23 protein-coding genes and 2 pseudogenes are annotated in these 17,418 nt (G+C 49.0%); 16 read left to right on the plus strand and 9 right to left on the minus strand.

What is annotated here, in order from left to right; translation table 11 throughout:
* Positions 1 to 207: 207 nt before the first annotated feature.
* The 7 genes from GN111_RS25715 to GN111_RS25745 all read left to right on the plus strand — a co-directional run bounded on the left by GN111_RS25715 (position 208) and on the right by GN111_RS25745 (position 4,440).
* Entirely contained in the window at positions 208 to 1,155 is a 948-nt protein-coding gene (locus GN111_RS25715; protein ID WP_155306499.1) for a hypothetical protein, read from the plus strand.
* A 116-nt stretch (positions 1,156 to 1,271) separates the two neighbouring features.
* Positions 1,272 to 1,982: a tyrosine-type recombinase/integrase gene (locus GN111_RS25720; RefSeq protein ID WP_155306500.1), complete on the plus strand. Its 711-nt coding sequence runs from the start codon at positions 1,272 to 1,274 to the stop codon at positions 1,980 to 1,982.
* Between the two features lie 121 nt (positions 1,983 to 2,103).
* On the plus strand, positions 2,104 to 2,301 hold the full coding sequence (locus GN111_RS25725) for a hypothetical protein (RefSeq protein ID WP_155306501.1): 198 nt from the start codon (positions 2,104 to 2,106) through the stop codon (positions 2,299 to 2,301).
* 132 nt (positions 2,302 to 2,433) lie between these two features.
* On the plus strand, positions 2,434 to 2,823 hold the full coding sequence (locus GN111_RS25730) for a hypothetical protein (RefSeq protein ID WP_155306502.1): 390 nt from the start codon (positions 2,434 to 2,436) through the stop codon (positions 2,821 to 2,823).
* A complete protein-coding gene (locus tag GN111_RS25735; protein ID WP_155306503.1) occupies positions 2,820 to 3,020 on the plus strand; it encodes a DUF4314 domain-containing protein in 201 nt (66 codons plus the stop codon). The genes GN111_RS25730 and GN111_RS25735 overlap by 4 nt, the downstream gene beginning before the upstream one ends.
* A gap of 498 nt (positions 3,021 to 3,518) precedes the next feature.
* Positions 3,519 to 4,097 carry a zincin-like metallopeptidase domain-containing protein gene (locus tag GN111_RS25740; protein WP_231715559.1) on the plus strand — a complete coding sequence of 193 codons (579 nt, stop codon included), beginning with the start codon at positions 3,519 to 3,521 and terminating at the stop codon, positions 4,095 to 4,097.
* Between the two features lies 1 nt (position 4,098).
* Entirely contained in the window at positions 4,099 to 4,440 is a 342-nt protein-coding gene (locus tag GN111_RS25745) for a DUF2958 domain-containing protein (protein WP_155306505.1), read from the plus strand.
* Between the two features lie 64 nt (positions 4,441 to 4,504).
* On the opposite strand, the gene GN111_RS25750 is transcribed toward GN111_RS25745, so the two are convergent.
* On the minus strand, positions 4,505 to 4,669 hold the full coding sequence (locus GN111_RS25750) for a hypothetical protein (RefSeq protein ID WP_155306506.1): 165 nt from the start codon (positions 4,667 to 4,669) through the stop codon (positions 4,505 to 4,507).
* Positions 4,670 to 4,805: 136 nt separating this feature from the next.
* Between GN111_RS25750 and GN111_RS25755 the strand changes: the two genes are divergently transcribed.
* From GN111_RS25755 to GN111_RS34635, 4 genes and pseudogenes are all read left to right on the plus strand, one after another.
* The gene (locus tag GN111_RS25755; protein WP_155306507.1) at positions 4,806 to 5,108 is read left to right on the plus strand and encodes a hypothetical protein; all 303 of its coding nucleotides are present in this window, start codon (positions 4,806 to 4,808) and stop codon (positions 5,106 to 5,108) included.
* 80 nt (positions 5,109 to 5,188) lie between these two features.
* Positions 5,189 to 5,374: pseudogene (locus tag GN111_RS34625) on the plus strand (transposase family protein); the annotation flags it as partial.
* A gap of 36 nt (positions 5,375 to 5,410) precedes the next feature.
* Complete coding sequence (locus GN111_RS34630; RefSeq protein ID WP_435050936.1) at positions 5,411 to 5,701, plus strand: IS1595 family transposase; 291 nt, start codon at positions 5,411 to 5,413, stop codon at positions 5,699 to 5,701.
* A 15-nt stretch (positions 5,702 to 5,716) separates the two neighbouring features.
* Complete coding sequence (locus GN111_RS34635; RefSeq protein WP_155306509.1) at positions 5,717 to 6,082, plus strand: transposase; 366 nt, start codon at positions 5,717 to 5,719, stop codon at positions 6,080 to 6,082.
* A gap of 171 nt (positions 6,083 to 6,253) precedes the next feature.
* Here the strand turns inward: GN111_RS34635 and GN111_RS25770 are convergent, their stop codons facing one another.
* Complete coding sequence (locus tag GN111_RS25770) at positions 6,254 to 7,573, minus strand: IS1380 family transposase (protein ID WP_170302465.1); 1,320 nt, start codon at positions 7,571 to 7,573, stop codon at positions 6,254 to 6,256.
* Positions 7,574 to 8,207: 634 nt separating this feature from the next.
* On the opposite strand from GN111_RS25770, the gene GN111_RS34005 reads away from it, so the two are divergent.
* The 4 genes and pseudogenes from GN111_RS34005 to GN111_RS25785 form a co-directional block, all read left to right on the plus strand.
* Entirely contained in the window at positions 8,208 to 8,339 is a 132-nt protein-coding gene (locus GN111_RS34005) for a CpXC domain-containing protein (RefSeq protein WP_231715560.1), read from the plus strand.
* A 173-nt stretch (positions 8,340 to 8,512) separates the two neighbouring features.
* On the plus strand, positions 8,513 to 10,078 hold the full coding sequence (istA, locus tag GN111_RS25775; protein ID WP_155306511.1) for an IS21 family transposase: 1,566 nt from the start codon (positions 8,513 to 8,515) through the stop codon (positions 10,076 to 10,078).
* Positions 10,072 to 10,830 carry an IS21-like element helper ATPase IstB gene (istB, locus tag GN111_RS25780; protein WP_155306512.1) on the plus strand — a complete coding sequence of 253 codons (759 nt, stop codon included), beginning with the start codon at positions 10,072 to 10,074 and terminating at the stop codon, positions 10,828 to 10,830. The genes istA and istB overlap by 7 nt, the downstream gene beginning before the upstream one ends.
* Before the next feature lie 123 nt (positions 10,831 to 10,953).
* Positions 10,954 to 11,331: pseudogene (locus tag GN111_RS25785) on the plus strand (transposase); the annotation flags it as partial.
* Positions 11,332 to 11,371: 40 nt separating this feature from the next.
* On the opposite strand, the gene GN111_RS25790 reads toward GN111_RS25785, so the two are convergent.
* From GN111_RS25790 to GN111_RS25810, 5 genes are all read right to left on the minus strand, one after another.
* A complete protein-coding gene (locus GN111_RS25790) occupies positions 11,372 to 12,292 on the minus strand; it encodes an IS1595 family transposase (RefSeq protein WP_155306514.1) in 921 nt (306 codons plus the stop codon).
* 89 nt (positions 12,293 to 12,381) lie between these two features.
* A complete protein-coding gene (locus tag GN111_RS25795) occupies positions 12,382 to 12,687 on the minus strand; it encodes a hypothetical protein (RefSeq protein ID WP_155306515.1) in 306 nt (101 codons plus the stop codon).
* Positions 12,688 to 12,710: 23 nt separating this feature from the next.
* A complete protein-coding gene (locus GN111_RS25800) occupies positions 12,711 to 13,187 on the minus strand; it encodes a helix-turn-helix transcriptional regulator (RefSeq protein ID WP_155306516.1) in 477 nt (158 codons plus the stop codon).
* A 359-nt stretch (positions 13,188 to 13,546) separates the two neighbouring features.
* Positions 13,547 to 14,185 carry a TetR/AcrR family transcriptional regulator gene (locus GN111_RS25805; protein WP_155306517.1) on the minus strand — a complete coding sequence of 213 codons (639 nt, stop codon included), beginning with the start codon at positions 14,183 to 14,185 and terminating at the stop codon, positions 13,547 to 13,549.
* Between the two features lie 105 nt (positions 14,186 to 14,290).
* On the minus strand, positions 14,291 to 15,457 hold the full coding sequence (locus tag GN111_RS25810; protein WP_155306518.1) for an MFS transporter: 1,167 nt from the start codon (positions 15,455 to 15,457) through the stop codon (positions 14,291 to 14,293).
* Between GN111_RS25810 and GN111_RS33450 the strand changes: the two genes are divergently transcribed.
* Positions 15,353 to 15,574 (plus strand): hypothetical protein, encoded by a 222-nt coding sequence (locus tag GN111_RS33450; protein ID WP_170302053.1) that lies wholly within the window; start codon positions 15,353 to 15,355, stop codon positions 15,572 to 15,574. The two genes, GN111_RS25810 and GN111_RS33450, sit on opposite strands and share 105 nt — an antisense overlap.
* A 31-nt stretch (positions 15,575 to 15,605) precedes the next feature.
* Here the strand turns inward: GN111_RS33450 and panC are convergent, their stop codons facing one another.
* On the minus strand, positions 15,606 to 16,484 hold the full coding sequence (panC, locus tag GN111_RS25815) for a pantoate--beta-alanine ligase (RefSeq protein WP_155306519.1): 879 nt from the start codon (positions 16,482 to 16,484) through the stop codon (positions 15,606 to 15,608).
* On the minus strand, positions 16,429 to 17,415 hold the full coding sequence (locus GN111_RS25820; protein ID WP_155306520.1) for a ketopantoate reductase family protein: 987 nt from the start codon (positions 17,413 to 17,415) through the stop codon (positions 16,429 to 16,431). The genes panC and GN111_RS25820 overlap by 56 nt, the downstream gene beginning before the upstream one ends.
* Between the last annotated feature and the right edge of the window lie 3 nt (positions 17,416 to 17,418).

A 17,418-nucleotide genomic window follows, 5' to 3' on the forward strand; every position in this document is an offset into this window, starting at 1 on the left:
ATTTGGATTATAGCCTAAATACGCGGGATCTTCGAACTTGCCGTGCTTTTAGTCAAGATTACCCCAAATTCACCTTTTTCGTCTGCCTAATAGTCCCGATAGTGTTATTTTATTATATTTACAGTATGTTATCCTATTTACACACTATCCTAAAATTGGTATAATATTATAAAAAACAGTTAGTTACGCAAACTTTTGGTGTGTAAAATGAAGCTGAATAATTCATTCTGGAGACATTTGGAACTCGACCTACAAGAAATCAAGCTGGCCTATCTGAATTGGGCTATAGGGTATGCAAGGGAACCGAAGCCGGAACATAGACATCTGTTTCTTTGGGATCATCAGGAAGACTTCTGTATAATCAATTCACGATACGGACGGTCATTTTCGATCAGCCCCTTCGGTATTGGGGTTCGCGGAGTACCAAGAATTAAACCGAAGGAGATTCCACGAGGATTAGATGAAATCGATATAGCACTCAAAGCTCGGTTAACAACAAGCACCGGACACCTCCGAACCGCTATCGCTAATGCTCTCGAAACCGGAAACCTGGATAATGCTCGTCAGATGGTCCTCAATTTTTTCTGGCTCAAACTCGGTGCCCATGAATTTCTTTTTGATCGGATGCAGCTTGAATACGGTGAACTTGGAAAAGTCAGGAAAGGCCGGTGGGGTCTTGACGAGTCCGAAGGGTCACATACACTCACCGGTCTTAGAAACCGAATCGTAAATACTGTCCGCTTCGGCGAGACTCTTGAAAATGGGTACATTCAAAATCTCAATAAAAAGCTTCCGGGTTTTAGTAAAGGCACCCTGAGTACCTTCTTGTCATCGGCGTTCAGTTGGAACCGGTACGGATTATGTGCATTCGATTGCGGTCCCGTTCTTTGGAGCAAGAGAGGCTTCGTCCATTTCAACCAGGTGAAGCAACGCATGAATCAAATTGGATGGCCATATCACGGTTCACCGAGTCAGGTATTGCGGCCACTTTACAATATTGCTTTGAATTACCGCAGGCCGCCCATTCGCCGACGAGGAGATCCCGACGAAGGTTACAGTTTGAAATCGTTGCGCCGTCGCGCTTGTCAAATTTACGAAATCATCGACAATTTGTTGAATGAAATTAACCGGATACGGAAGGAAGAAATAGGCTGAATACTTCAGATATTGTATATTATCTGAAAGATATTAGCAGTTTAGCCGGAGATTCACCGTGGTAAAGTACAATATCACTTATGTAAACCTTAGTATTTCCAACACAGGAGGTGGCCATGAGACAGTTCAATCGAAAATGGACCTTGGACAGGGAGAAGTTTCTGTCCGAAGCCGAAGTCAAGAAACTTCGGCGTACAATTGAAGACAAGGCTTTGGCCGACCTGCAAAAGGGGCGAACGACCTGGCCCCGTTTCTGGATGGCGATTGACCTGGGGGCAAGCGCGGGGCTGCGGGTCTCAGAAATTGCCAACCTGAAGGTCGACAACCTTTATCTCAACATTCGTGAGCCTCGTATACGGGTAACCGGCAAGGGTAACCGAACACGGGACGTTTTTATTTCTCGGGATCTCATGAAACATCTTTTGGGATTTCTGGAATGGAAGCGGACCATGGAGGAACCCATGGACAAGAATGATTTCCTGTTGGTATCCAGTCACGGGAGATCCTATTCAACCAGAGCCCTGCAGTATGCGTTCAAAGTCGCAATCGTTGAATCGGGGCTGCCAATTTATTACTCCATCCATTCTCTCAGACACAGCTACGGCACCTATCTGTATCAGCGCACAAAGGACCTGCGGTTGGTTCAAAAGCAGCTGGGGCATTCATCCATTGCCACGACCACCATTTATGCGGATGTCACCGTTGAGCAGACCCTGGAAGCCGTTAACGGGCTTTTCGAAGAAGACGACCATGACCAAGACCCCGATAATAATGAAAGCGATACCGCCCCGCCTTCCGATCAACCCACCAAGCCTGATCCAAAATAATCCCATCTGAAAAACTGATTAACAGCATCGATTAGGCGGTCGATTTCGTCATTGATCGTGAGGGCCATTGGTGCGCCCTGAATTTGAAACCATAACCAATAGCAGGGAAAGGAGATCCACCATGTATTCACCGAAAGTCAAAGAAGACCTGATTCCGATTCTGTACCGGCTGGCCCGGCAGGAACAAAAGCCAATGACGGCATTGGTGGATGAGATGCTGCGATCGGAAATTGCGCAACGCAATGGACACTTCAAACCATCAAGCGATGGAACGGTTTCGAAAGGTGTAAAAAAAACAGCTGACGCTGGAGGATCTTAAGAGCTTTCTGGCCGGAAAATATATCGTTCTGGACTGCGGCCATCGGTATTGCCTGCATCCGTTCAGTAATACTTTCGTGATGACGGCCAACGGCAAGACCTACTGCCATAACTGTTACGATTAGGAGGAAAAATGACACTAAAAACTAAATGCCGCCGGCACTGGCAATCATTAGGAATTTCGAACACGGAACGGCTCAAGGATTTCATTGCCGCTCTTTTCGTTAACCATGAGCATCAGAAAGATGTGCTGATCGAAATCTATAAACTGGCGCTTCCGGAATGGGACCGGATTTCGAAAATCAAGGGTTATCCGGAGATCGGCAATGAAATGTGGTCCTACATCTGCCAGTTGTTCCAGAAATTTGACCGCGACCATCATCCCGATTGCATGCCAGGTGGCGCATGGATGAACACCGGCTTTTCCGTTAACAAGGATCTTGGTGACTGGGAAGTTAGTTTCGGTAACTGCCAGGTTGATTACACCCAACCGATTCCAATCCAAACGGAGGTGAGTATATGAAAGATCAACTTGAAGGCAAGCGAATCGAACTGATGTCAACAAGTGACCCGTACACCAATCTCAGACCCGGCGATAGGGGAACCGTAGACGTTGTAGACGATACGGGGACGATTCATGTGAATTGGGATAACGGTTCAACACTCGGACTAATCCCTGGTGAGGATAGGTTTCGGATTATTGATGACAGGTCAAAATAACCAGACACAGAAAACGACAAATTGTCGTTTTCCCAAACTCAGACAAACATCAAGGGCAATATTGCCCAAAACCCCTTCAAAGGGCGTTTCGTGTAAAATTGTACTGCCGGGACCCGTTTTTACAACATGGGGTTGAAAACATACCTAAAAGAGGGGGTTTTGCCTGTTTTTCGGGGTCTTTTTTGCCCTATTTTACTGATTTTAAGGGATTTTAAATAATCTGAAGACCGACATCCCACCGATCAATCCAACCATTTAAACAATCAGCTGAATCACAATTTAAGGAGGTGTTCCATGGCGGCGTCAATCCATGAGACCGTTAGCGGCATTATTGCGTCCTTTGAACAGGGGAATATACCGGAGGCCATCGCGTATTCGGTATTTCCCATTGCCGACATTCCATCTGCCAAGTGGTCATTGCTCAACCGGACCGTCATGTTTCTTTCGGGAACGCAGGATGCACGCGGCTTTAGGCAGTGGAAACAGGTTGGCCGATACGTGAAGAAAGGAGCCAGGTCATTTCGAATATTGGTTCCGTCTTTCGTAAAAAGCGAGAACGAGGAAAATGGCGAAGTTGAAAATTATCTACGGGGATTCATGTGTCGGCCGGTTTTTAGATTGGAGGATACTGATGGTGAGGCACTGGATTACGAGATGTTGGAACTGCCGGACTTTCCGTTGATTGAGCGGGCGGAGGAATGGGGCATCTCAGTCAAGGCGATTCCAGGCAATTACCGCTATTACGGGTATTACATTCCAGGACGCAAGGAGATCGCTCTTGCCACAACGGAAGAGGGCGTCTTTTTCCATGAACTTGCCCACGCGGCCCACGAACAAATTAAAGGAGCACTAAAACCGGGGCAGGATTCTTTACAGGAAATCATTGCGGAACTGTCGGCGCAGGTTCTTTGCCGAATGGTCGGGAAACGGAACCGTGACACAACCGGTAACTCATATCGATACATCGGACGCTACGCGGAGAAAATCAAACTCACTCCCCAAGCGGCCTGCCTGAAGGTCATGTCTGAAACCGAAAAAGTCCTAAACCTGATTCTAAAACCGAAAGGAGTTGAATAAAATGTGGAATACGCCAACTAAAGATAGGCTTTCTAAAATACCGAGGCTTTACGAAACTGAAAGCATCCCCCTCAAGGATAAGCTCATCCACCTGCACTTTTTCATTGGTGGGTGTGACTGGTATGTCGCGGAATACGACAGCGATGATTTGTTTTGGGGCTACGCCATCCTGAATGGCGATCACGAAATGGCGGAGTGGGGCTATTTCAGCTTCGGTGAACTGCGTGATCTTTCAGTCTGTGGCATCGAGGTGAATTGTGAACTGGAAGAGTATTTTCCAGTCAAGAAGGCTTCGGGTATCGAGAATATCTGTAAAGGGAATGGCTGGAATGAAAGGGGGTGATCAGGCTCACCAACCCAACTGCATGTCAGTGAGTTGAGTGGGAAGGACGGGGCGCGAAAAATGGTCATCCTTTCTTTTTCGGTTTTAAAAGGTTGCGTGCGATCAATGCTTCTTCTATCAGCTTTCTTGTAACCCAAGCAACGGTTCTTTCATCTGATTCAGCAAGAGAACGTATGATTTGATCCATCTCAGAGTCTACTCTTAGCGTTAACACAATATCTTTTTTCATTATTTTCTCAATTGATCTGCTTTTAATAAAAGGTTCAGAGTGTATTGTATTCATTGTAAACTTTGAGCAGGGTAGAGTGAAAAATTGTGTCTCAAATTCTTTTAGGAAAAAATTATATTAGAAAGGAGATTTCAAAATGGACGAAGCAGTAAAACCTAAATGGTATGATAATAAGCCTGTGATTATATTGTTCTTGATCATCTTTTTCCCGCTCGGTCTATATAATTTATGGAAAAGTACTGTCTTTTCAGTGAGAGGTAAGACAGTTCTAAGTATGGTGATTGCAGTTTTAATAATTACATTTTATCATATGGAATCAACTAACAATAATCATAGCTCGACGTTAAATATATCAGCTGAATCTCAACCACATAAGTCAGTAATTCAAGCATCATTAGATGATTTCAAATCTGAAATACCACTTTCCGGTTCTCTATGAAACTCCAGTAAGCCTGTTGTGACCGTATCTGTCACACGGTTGCGTTATGATGGCCTCACAACCAACAAAAGGAGGCCGCCATGACAAACTTTTCCATTACTGAGGACTTTCCAAGATCCGAGATCGAATTTGATCAACGTTTTTCAAATCCGGATGCCTGTTACGAGTATCTGTTCCAACAAAAGTGGCCCGATGGTTTTGTGTGTAGAAAATGCGGCCACAAACGGTTTTGGCTGAGTTCGAGGAACCTATATATTTGCACCCAGTGCGAACACCAGCATTCCTTAACGGCCGGTACGATTATGGACAGCTCTAAAAGCCCGATCACTTACTGGTTCAAAGCCATGTGGTGGTTCACTACCCGCAAATCCGGTGTCAATGCGGTAAATCTAAAGGAATTGTTGGGCTTTGGCAGTTATGGAACCGCCTGGACATGGCTTCAAAAACTCCGGCGATGTACGATCCGCCACGAGCGGGAAAAGCTGTCCGGACGCGTCGAGGTCGATGAGTTCTTCATCGGCGGTCAACGTTCCGGCAAGCGAGGCCGTGGGGCCGAAGGCAAAACCATCGTAGCGATTGCCGTCGAGCGCTGAGACCTTGAAAAGCGAATGGGTCGCATTCGCCTGCATGTCGCCCTGGATTGTTCCGGTTTTTCTTTGGAAACCTTTATTCTCGACAACATCGAGCCTGGCTCAACCATTGCCACAGATGACTGGCAAAGCTACAACACCATTGATAAAGAACAGTTCCGTCGCGAAACTACCAACCAAAACAAGAGCAAGAACTACGATAAGCTATACGGTGCTCATTTGGTGACGACCTTGATAAAGCGATTGATCAGAGGAACGTACCAGGGTCGATTCGAACCGAAATACCTTCAGAATTACCTGGATGAGTATGTCTTTCGATTCAATCGCCGCAAATCAAAGAGCATCGGTAAAAAGTTCATCCCAGATCTTGCATTTGAGATTTAAAAGTCGGGTAAAAGTCGCTTTTTAGGTTCAACACTCGGTTCCGATTATGGTGACTGAGGTTTATCTTCCCCGGACTAGAAATAAATGGTCGCTTAGTAGCAAAAACGAAGCATATTCCGACAAATTGAACGCACTTCGCCATCCGTTTTTCAGCAATGTCGCGGTTCTTTCTTATTGCAGGGTTGCCATTGCCCGGTAAAAGATCAATCGCATGGGGTGATCGCGGCGGATCTTGATCCACAACTGCCGACTGCCCCGGATCACATTGGCCGGCAGATGCAACAGCAACAAACCGATCCTTTTTATCCGGGCCGTCTTCAAGCTCTTGGGCAGCGTCAGGCGGCGGATGCAGTTGAGCAGGTTATAGGCGATCAATCCGGTCAGAAAGAGCGCATCGTTGGCCCAGAAGCTGTTGGTACGAACACCCGTGGCCGCAAAATCGTTTTTCAGTTCATCAATAACCTGCTCGACCACGGTGCCGCGGTTATAAAGGCGCCAGATATTCTCGGCATTGAGATGCAGGTTGGTCACGACGACTTCATAACGACCGTCCATCATCTCGAACAGGGGCAGCTGAGCTGGTTGCTCTTCGGCAGGCAGATTTCTCTCAATCACCGCCATGCGTCGGGGGCGTTCCCATCCGTCGAGCTGGCAGTAGATGTTGGCGGCAAAGTGGCCTTTGCCAAAGGCCCGCCAATTTTTGATCTTTGAAATCATTCCGACCACGTTGGCGGTGAGCTTAACCTTGGCCACATAACCGGCGTTAAACCCTTCGATGGTGTCCAGCACCGCTCCAGCAGTCAGGCCTTTATCCAGGCGGAAAACGGTCTGATCCACCGGATGCTTGCTTTCGGCGATCAGTTTGCGGATGAAGTCGTCCAGGCCATGACCGGAAGCACACGATCCAGGCCGCAGGTAGCCATCCACAACCGATCGGGTAGCGACATCTACCGCCAGAATCGGATGATACGAATCGCGTCCCGGCTTGTGGGGATTATAACCGCGCTCGGCACCTTCGATCTGTTCGCCGAACACGGTGGCGACCGTGGAATCGATGGCCACCAGGCGCGGGCCGGTCTTGGCCACGCGGTCACTCAACCCGGTGACGATGCGTTCAAGGCCCAGATTATGAATCCAGCGCATTTTTCCCAGGCGACGCCCGAAGGTGGACGGATGTGCAATCGTATCCCAGTCAAACAACGCACCCAGGGCGGGATCGTTGAGCAGTGCGGTGTCGCTGACGGCATCACCACCGAGCATCCGCAAAGTGATCAATTGTTCCAGCAGACGATTCATTTTGTGATGCTTGTCAGCGTCCAGATCGGTGGTGAACTTTTTAAGATCGTTACCAACATTAAAATAATCGAGTGCACGGGAAACGAGAGCCATGCCTGCATGGGAAGTGACGGCTTTACCGGTGAACGAAAGGCTGGCTTTTCCTTGTCGAATGACTTTACGCGGACGGCCTTTCTTGCTATTTTGTTTTCGCACCCTTTTGATGATTCCTTTCTCGTGGATTGGCCACGCTTAAGATCCCAGAATCATTATTAAAGGGTGCACTTTTTTAGGTCAACACTTTTCTCAAATGCAATATCTGGGTTGAATTTGAAAAACGTTTCAATACCGAGCAGACCTGCCGTGACTATCGCGCAGGAAACATGATTTCGATATTTTAGGTAGGACCTCTTTAACCGATTTTTTATTTTCGTAATGAAGTTTGTTGAACAAATTCACTTATCGATTAATTCTTTTCTGGTCAGCGAGGGCTGTTTCTGGTGTCTCGATACAAAATCAACGGACCCTTTACCTATCGCCATTGTAATTGATATAAACGGTGTTTCCGTCATTTTTGATTTAGAACCTGCGAAAACTCAGCATGATATCAAACTCGCACGTAATGGGAATGTCTCGTGAAATTGCATCCATCAGAAAATTGTAACCGCTGGCAAAAATCGGTCTCTTAGAAATTCAGTGGAATTGCCATTTACCTCCATTCCACCCAATCCTCCCTAAGCCCCTGTGGTCCATACCGCTGCAGGGGCTTCCTTTTTCCTGAAATGATCATATGACAATGCCATCCTCTTTCCCCGCCCGCAAAAACATCTGCAGATAAGGCGGGCAATCCATGACGACGATCGAAACAGAAAACATCGAATGCCCTTCATGCAAGGTCGAGCAGCATGTGGACGTATACCAGGCCATCAATGCCATGGAGAACTCGGAACTGGTCCAATGTGCGTATTCCGCCGCATTGTGACCACTCATTCCGCTGCAAACTGTCCATCGATTCCGCTGGATTGTGACCACCCATTCCGGAACATTGTGACCACCGATTCCGCTTCATTGTGACCACCTTCATCGGGTGAGCCGACGCTGGATCAATCGAACTTTTTTCGGTAATCCTTCCCATTTCTATTTTGGGGAGGATCAATGGCAAAGGACCGATTATCCATGCGAAAACTCAAAGAAGTGCTCAGGCTCAAATTCGACCACCAGCTGACTAACCGCAATATCGCCAAAAGCTGCGCCATCTCCCACGTCACTGTGGGAAAGTACCTGGAGATGGCCAGGCAGGCCGGGATCACCTGGCCGCTTCCCGATGACATCGATGACGCCCGTCTTGAACAACGCCTTTATGCCAACGCCCCCCAGGCGGCATCTGACAAGTCGGTCATGCCGCCCATGCATTACCTGTTCAAGGAACTCAAAAAGAAGCACGTCACCTTGCAGCTGCTGTGGTACGAATACAAACAGAACAACCCCGACGGATACCAGTACAGCTATTTTTGCGAACTGTATCAAAAGTGGCGCAAGCAATTGGATGTCAGCCTGCGCCAGGAGCATCGCGCCGGGGAAAAGGCTTTCATCGATTATGCCGGTCAGACGGTTCCCATCTATAACCCGGATGCCGGCAAGGTTGATTTGGAAGCCCAGGTTTTCATCGCCACCCTGGGGGCCAGCAACTACAGTTATGCCGAAGCCACGGCTTCCCAGAAACTGCCCGACTGGATCAAATCCCACATCCGCGCCCTGGAGTTCTTCGGCGGGGTTCCCCAGATCCTGGTGCCCGACAACCTGAAAAGCGGCGTCACCCACCCGTGCCGCTACGAACCCGACGTCAATCCCACCTACCTGGACCTGGCCCGGCACTATGGCATCACGGTCATTCCGGCAAGGCCCGGAAAACCCAAAGACAAGGCCAAGGTGGAGTCGTCGGTATTGATCGTCGAACGCTGGATACTGGCGGCATTGAGGAACCACCGTTTCTTCTCATTGGCAGAACTCAATCAGGCGATAAGTGAGAAGTTGATTATATTCAATCAGCGCCCCTTGCAGAAAATGAAAGTCTCCCGGGAGCACCTTTTCGAAACCATCGACCGTCCGGCGCTGGCCGCGTTGCCTGTCCACCCCTACGAGTTCGCCCAATGGAAAAAAGCGACCGTCAATATCGATTATCACGTGGAGATGGACCGGCACTATTACAGCGTGCCTTACCAGCTGCGGGGCAAGAAACTCGACGTGAGCATGACTGCCACCACCATCGCGATCTTCCATAAAAACCGCCGGGTCGCCAGTCATGCCAGAAGCCACCGCAAATACGGTCACACCACCCTTGCCGAACACATGCCCAAGGCCCACCAGCGACACCTGCAGTGGACCCCTTCACGGATTATCCATTGGGCGGGGAAGACCGGCCCATGCACCCAGCGCGTGGTCACGGAGATTATGGAGCGTAAACAGCATCCGGAACAGGGCTTTCGATCTTGTCTGGGGGTGATGCGCCTGGGCAAACGCTATACCCCCCAGCGCCTTGAAAAGGCCTGTGAACGGGCGGTGGCCATCGGCGCCTATACGTTTAAAAATGTCGAATCGATCCTGAAGAACGGGCTTGACCGGCAGCCGCTGACAACACCAGGAAATCGGCGCCCGGCTGCCGTCCATCCCAATATCAGAGGACCTCATTATTACCGGCAGAAGGAGGACCGCTCATGCTGACGCAACAGACGCTGGACAAGCTGCACGATATGAAGCTGGCCGCCATGGCCAACGCCTTTACCGAGCAGTTGGGGCAGCCGGACCTGAATGAACTGAGTTTTGAAGACCGCTTCGCCATGCTGGTGGACCGGCAATGGACCTTTAAAGAGGACCGGCGCATGACCCGGCTGCTAAGAACTGCCAGGCTCCGGGACAGCGCCTGCATCGAGAATATCGACTTCAAGACGCCCCGCGCCCTGGACAAATCCCTGGTGGTCAGGCTCTCCGGCAGCGACTGGATCAAGAAAGCCCAGAACGCGATCGTCCTCGGGCCCACCGGTGTCGGCAAAACCTATCTGGCCTGTGCTATCGCCAACAGCACCTGCCGCAACGGCTTTGCCTCCATGTACAAGCGGGCACCGCGACTTTACCAGGAAGTTGCCATTGCCCGGGCCGATGGCTCCTATCCGAAACTGATGAACAAGTTGTCAAAGGTCAAGGTCCTGATCATCGACGATTTTTGTATCGCCCCGATGACCGACCCGGAACGTCGGGATCTTTTAGAGGTGCTGGAGGATCGCCAGTCGATCTCCTCCACCATCATCGCCACCCAGGTTCCCGTCGAAAACTGGATCGAGCATATCGGCGATCCCACCCTGGCCGATGCCATTTTGGACCGCCTCGTTCACAACGCCCACAAGATAAATTTGAAAGGAGAATCCATGCGAAAAATCCGCTCGTCCTTGACGAAATCCGCCAAGTCTGGAAGGTAGGGAAAACCGGCGTCGCTTCGCTCCGATGAGGTGGACAGTTTGCAGCGGAACAACTGGTCACAATAAAGCGGAACGGGTGGTCACTTTCCTCCGGAATGACTGGTCAGTTTGAGCGGAATACGCACCATGGAAACTGACTTTTGTGTTGAGGCGTTAGAAGAGGCGATCCGCCGCTACGGGACCCCGGAAATTTTCAACACCGACCAGGGCTCCCAGTTTACCAGTGAGGATTTTACCGGCGTACTCAAGGAGCATGGCATTGCCATCAGTATGGACGGCAGAGGTCGTGCCCAGGACAACATCTTCATCGAAAGACTATGGTGGACGCTGAAGTACAACTATATCTACCTCCGCTCTTTTAACAACGGTGCCGATCTTCGGAAGGGGCTGCGCGGCTGGTTCTCTTTTTACAACCGGGAGCGATTCCACCAGACACTTGACAACCTAACCCCGGATGAGGTTTATTATGGTCTACCTTATCCATTCGCGGAGGCGGCCTGATGCCTCCCTTAACGAATCGGCTCAGAGCTTATCCAATACGTCAGGTTGTCCAACCTTTAGGGTCCATCGCCGAGGTTATCTGTTGAGCCATTCGCATGAACTTTTTCCCAATGTTACGGGATGTTCGACGGTTAAACCTAAACACATATTCGTCCAAATAACTCTGAAGATGTTCGGGTCCGAACCGGCCCTGGAAAGTACCAAGGATTAATCGTTTTACTAAGGATGCCACCAAATGAACACCCGGCAAGACGCTGTCCTTGTCTGAGGTTCGGGATGCCACAATCGGATGGTGCGTGTAGCTGCTGTCATCAAGGAAGTTGTAGCCTTTCCAACCATCGGTGATCGTTGTGCTGCCAGGGTCAACGTTGGTGGATACGAATTGATCTAAAACATCGCCGGAGCAATCCGGCACCACTTGCAATCGGATACGGCCAAGTTTTTTGCCCTTTTTCTCAACCGCCGCAACCACGATGGTTTTGCCATCGGCACCGCGGCCACGTTTGCCGGGCTTTTGACCGCCGATAACGAATTCGTCAACTTCAACAGTGCCTGAAAGTCGTTCACGGCCCTGTCGTATCGTACAACGCCTGAGTTTGTGCAGCCAGGACCAAGCAGTCTGATAGCTTCCCAAACCCAGCAGGTCCTTTAGATTGATAGCGTTAACCCCGGATTTTCGGGTTGTAAACCACCACATAGCTTTGAACCAGTAGGTCAATGGTTTTTTGGTTCCATGCATCACGGTACCGGCTGTCAGCGAATGGGGCGATTCGCAGCGAGTGCATATGTATAAACCCTTTGCACTGATCCAGTATTCTTTATGCCCGCACTTTGGGCAGTTGAAACCATCTGGCCATTTCATATCGATCAGGTAGTCTCGGCAAGCTTGTTCGGTACTAAACCGTTTGTCAAATTCGACCTGGCTGCAGGGGAAGTCTTCGTCGATGAAAAAATCTGTCATAATTGGCCTCCTTTGGTTATGGATGAGGCCAGTATAACTTGAGCCTGTGACAGATGCGGTCACAGGTGGTCTAATAAAAGTAAAAATCATCACTTTAGTTTTATGGATAACCAGGTAAGAGTTTTTACGGGTTCATCAATTTTGATCGTGTCTTCTTTTGATATTGATCCATCAATAGGAATTATATCATTATTCAAGTAAGTTTCATTTAACCTTTTTTCGCCGATCAATTCTTTAACACGATCGATCATTCCATTGGAATTATCTTCAAGTTGATACATCAAGACCAACGATGCGTTGTACGGGATAGCAATAAAAACCGCCGTTTCAAATGCGGACACAAAACTCTTTGACAGCTTTGTCGCAATTAGTATCTCTTTTATCGGTTGATACATAAACACCTGTCTAAATGATTTTTTTAGTTCTGCAGAGAGTTAAGGTAGCTGAACAGGTTTTCTTTTCTTTTATTCAGTCCCAGTTTGATTCGGATATTATTCCGATGGAAAGAAATTGTCGCAATGGATACGTTCAGCAAGTCAGCAATTTCCTTGCTTCGCTTTCCCTGTTTGACCAGTTCTATGATGTACATTTCGGTTGGCGTAAAGCCATGTTCCGATAATGCTTTAAAATCGTTATCTAAAGATACGATCTTTTCCAGGTTGTTTTTAATTAAAGTCAGATAGGTTTGTGCAATAGAACTCAGCGGAACGGTTGTCATCCTTTCTATAAAAGGAAACACATTTTTTTTGATATCGGCGGATATCGTTCGGCAAAAATCGGCTTTTTCTTTTTCTCGGCGTTCCAGCAAGACTTCAAGCGTCGTGCTGATTCTGTCTATCTGGATCTCCTGCTCCCTGATTTTCTCTTCCAGGCTTGTCGCTGCTTCCTTGGTCATCTTCCGGTCCGCTGAATCGTCGCCAATGTTCGTAAAGGATAACCAGTTGTTAGTGAAATAAGGTTATTACATCCATCTTTGCACTGCAAAATTCTATATCCAGTCAAAATCCTTAGATGGTTCAAGGGTAATTGAAAAGATAGAGGACTGGGCACGCCATCTCGCCGTTTAAAAGATGGTGGGCCCAGCCCTCGGCGGGAGATGGAGGAGGTGCCAGGATGGCTTTTCCCGCAACATCATATTTTCTTTTCCTTGCCAACAGACCGACAAACCACCATATAAAGTAGCAATACCGATCCATACGGTTTGGTAACCAAGTTCAACATCGCCAGTGCCAATATATGTTTGTCTTCCAGGCATCAATTTTGCGCTGCTTGCAGGCCTTTGATAAAGATGTCAAAGGCCAGGCTAAAGTTTTCACGGACAAAATCCTCGCTGCCATTGATGACCTTTTTAACTTCTTCTCTTAAAACTACCCCTGAAAAGGTACCCCAGAGAATGTCAGCCAGGGCGATAGGATGGTAATCGATTAAAGCGCCTTCTTTCATACTTCCGTTTAGGATCTGCACTATTTTACCGAGAATATTCCTGGCCAGGTCCTTGATTTCTGCCAGCAGCTCAAGGGAGATATGATGCAAGGTTTCGCTGGACTGAAGGTTAAACATGTTGATAAGAATCGGAGCGTCAAAATCGTAAACATCCAGCAGGGCATTATTAAGACTCTCCAATCTCTCATCGGAGGAGGTGTTCGCCTCTTTGTTTACGTGCTCCAGCCGAATCAACAGATACTGCAGTATCCGTATGGAAAGCGAGGCGTACAGCTCTTCTTTATTTTTGAAATAAAGATAAAGGGTTCCGGCGCTCAATTCTGCCTCTCTGGCGATATCCTCCATCGTTGCACAGCTGTACCCTTTTTCTAAAATCATCCGCCTGGCCGCAATCATAATCTGCTGACGCCGCCTGTCTTTTTCTCGCTCTCTTCGCTGTGGGATTCCCATGAACGCCTCAATTTACAAATTTTTAAAAATCATTCCATCAACAACTGTCAGGAAGACACCATTATTCACATCCGTCAAGGGGACCTCCCAGGACGTTTGAAAAATCTAACCGGCATTGCTTGGGCCAGCGAATGAAAATGCATAACTCACCACGGCCACCAGACCCAGGCTGGCGATTGAAAGGTACAGCCAGTTGAAATTAGAAAACGCAAGGACGAAGGTTCCGATCATGGGTCCCATGGCATTGCCCGCAAATCGGCCTGAGTTTAAAAAACCTAATACCCGTCCATCCATATCCGAGGAAAAGGAAGAGAAAACCAACGGCATGATAGCGGCAATCATTGCCGTCTGAAGCATGCGAATCGCAACGAAACTCGTAATGCCAGGGCATACCGACAGCAATACTTGCATAATCGTTCCCAGGATGCCGACCTTAATGATCAATCTGTGAATTTTGACCCTTGCGGCCAATCTGCACAATAAAAAGGTCCCGGTTATGGCTGTTGCCGTATACAACATAACAACCAGCCCGGCCGATTTTATAGCCATGCTTTCATTCATATGAAATCCCCGAAATACGTTCGGCAGGACACTGGGCAAAAACATTAGCTGGACGGTGGCGGAAAAACAAAGTCCCCACGCGATAAGAGTCTTTTGGTTGATCGCAGGTCTTTTCATGCCGGTAGGGACTCTTAATTCACTGGGGAACTCCTTCACATAGAAAAAACAAAATATCAGGGTGATGAAGACGAGCGCAGACGCAGTTATAAAGGCGCCCCGGTAGCCCAACGTCGTGGCGGCCAGCGCGCCTATCGGGGGGCCGATCAACTGTCCGAGTGTCATAGCGTTCTGGAATAAGCCGATATCCCTTGAAACCCATTCGCTGGAAGAGGACGAAGAGACAATGATCAGCCCGACTGTAGAAATGCCGCCCAGTATCCCCTGAACAATGCTAAGCATAAGTAGAACAGGAAGGCTCGAAACAAAACCCATCAACAGGATGACAACCGAATGGGATAACAATCCTCTAATAAAAAGAACTTTGGGACTGGTACGGGAGGTTAAAGATCCCCAATAGGTAGAGACAACAGCTGCAACAAAGCTTGGTGCCCCCATGATAAGCCCCACCCATATCAGTGTTTTTTGAGGGGAAGGAGGTCCGATATCGTGGATAAAAAAAGGAAGGAATACCATAACGAAATTAAAAGAAAAGGCTATCCCGAACTGGGAGAGAGAGATGAAGAGAACGTTGGGATAGTTTCTTTGGTTCATATCAATAACGTTGATGATTTACAGATAGTTATTTCATGGGGCTGGAGTGCCCTAGACTTGGTAGTTTTTGTGGTCGTGGCACCGAACGCTTTAATTTCGATAACCACTGTCCGATGAAATTTGTCCTTCTGCGACATTCGATAAATGGTCATTCTATTGTTTCGTTCAACAGTTGTCCCGTGTACCAGTTCCCATTTCGAAGCAGGAAATTGTCGATCAGACAGGTTTTGCCTATATGGACTGCCATCGAAAACAAGGCATCCTGGTTGACACGATCCAATTCGATGAGGGTGTCGGGATGGGCGACAGAAACGTATTCCCGTCGCGTTAACGGTTCGGCGTCAATCTCCTTGATGATGACCGCTCGTAATTGACCGGCCTTGCGCCCACCGGATTCATAGGCCTGCCGGCCTGCTATTAGTGCCCGGTAGAGCACCGCTGCCGCTTTGCGCTGTTCGGGGGTCAGATAAACATTCCGGCTGGACATGGCCAGGCCATCTGATTCGCGGATCAGCGGGCAAGCCACAATGTCGATGGGAAAGTTCAGGTCCCGTACCATGCGTTGGATGACCACGGCTTGCTGGGCATCCTTTTGTCCGAAATAGGCTCTTTGCGGTTGCACGGCATTAAACAGCTTGGCAACCACCGTGGCTACTCCGCGGAAGTGCCCCGGCCTACGGGCACCCTCCAACGGTTTCGAAACCTTATCGACCTCGATCCAGGTCTGATAATCAGGGGGATACATCGTTTCTGGCGCTGGCGTCCATACCAGGTCGACGCCGGAAGTTTCCAGAAGGGCCAGGTCTTTTTCCAGATCACGCGGGTAGTCCGATAGATCCTCTTGTGGTCCGAACTGGGTCGGGTTGATGAAAATGCTGACCACCACCGAAGCACATTCCGAGCGAGCACGCCTCACCAGCGAAAGATGACCCGGGTGTAAAAAACCCATCGTCGGGACGAGTCCGACCGGTTCACAAAGTGGTTGGCGGGCGGCTCGCAGTTCTTCCAACGCTTTTACAGTTTGCATAGTTGCACTTGCGGGTTGACTTTCTTTTGACGATTGATTTTACCAAGTACAACAGGATCCGGTTAATTGGCACTGGTACGCCGACTTTCCTGGCAGCTCTTATGACCTCGCCATTGATGGCATCGACCTCGGTCGGAGCGCCACGCAACACATCCTGCAGCATGGATGAACGATTCTGCGCTGTTCGCTGGGCGACCCCTTCAACGGCTTCAACGACATCCTCAAAAGGCAATTGAATACCGTAAGCTAAGGCAACGGCCTCCACTTCGCGGGCAGTCATGGCCATTAGCTTGCGTGTCGATTGCTGACATACCAACTCACCGTTGGCCACTCGCCAGATCACACTTAACGGGTTGATGGCGGCATTGATCGCAAGTTTGCCCCAGATCAAAGGCTCCATCGAAGTGGCAGTTTCTACAACGAATCCCGACTTCTTGAAACGTTCGCGAAATGGTTCAAGCCGATCACTGGCGACAAATGATATGGCCCCTTCTCCCCCGGCCCTTACCCGTCCGGGTGCGACCAAGGTAGCACCGGTGGTGGTCACGCCCGTGAAAACCCGGTCTGCTCCCAGGATGGCTGACAGTTTCTGATGGTTCCCCAATCCGTTTTGAAGACTCAGGGCTACCCCTTGCGGATGCAAAAAGCTTCGTAATTGTTTCGCGGCCCGTTCGGTCTGCCAGGATTTGACCAGTACCAACGCAAGCATCACCTCATCACAGTCTCTGGGATCCGTTACGATCTTGACTGGGTAATTTGAGGACCTTCTTTGTTGATCAACAAGCATGACCCCCTTGGACCGGATTGCGGCAATCCCTTGGGTCCATGTTCCCGTCATGCTGACAGGAATACTCGCATTTGACAATCTGGCGGCAAAGAAACTGGCCAGCGCACCGGTACCAATAATTAGCATCTGCTGTATGGATGACATTCA

The sequence above is a fragment of the Desulfosarcina widdelii genome, assembly GCF_009688965.1.
Taxonomy (GTDB): domain Bacteria; phylum Desulfobacterota; class Desulfobacteria; order Desulfobacterales; family Desulfosarcinaceae; genus Desulfosarcina; species Desulfosarcina widdelii.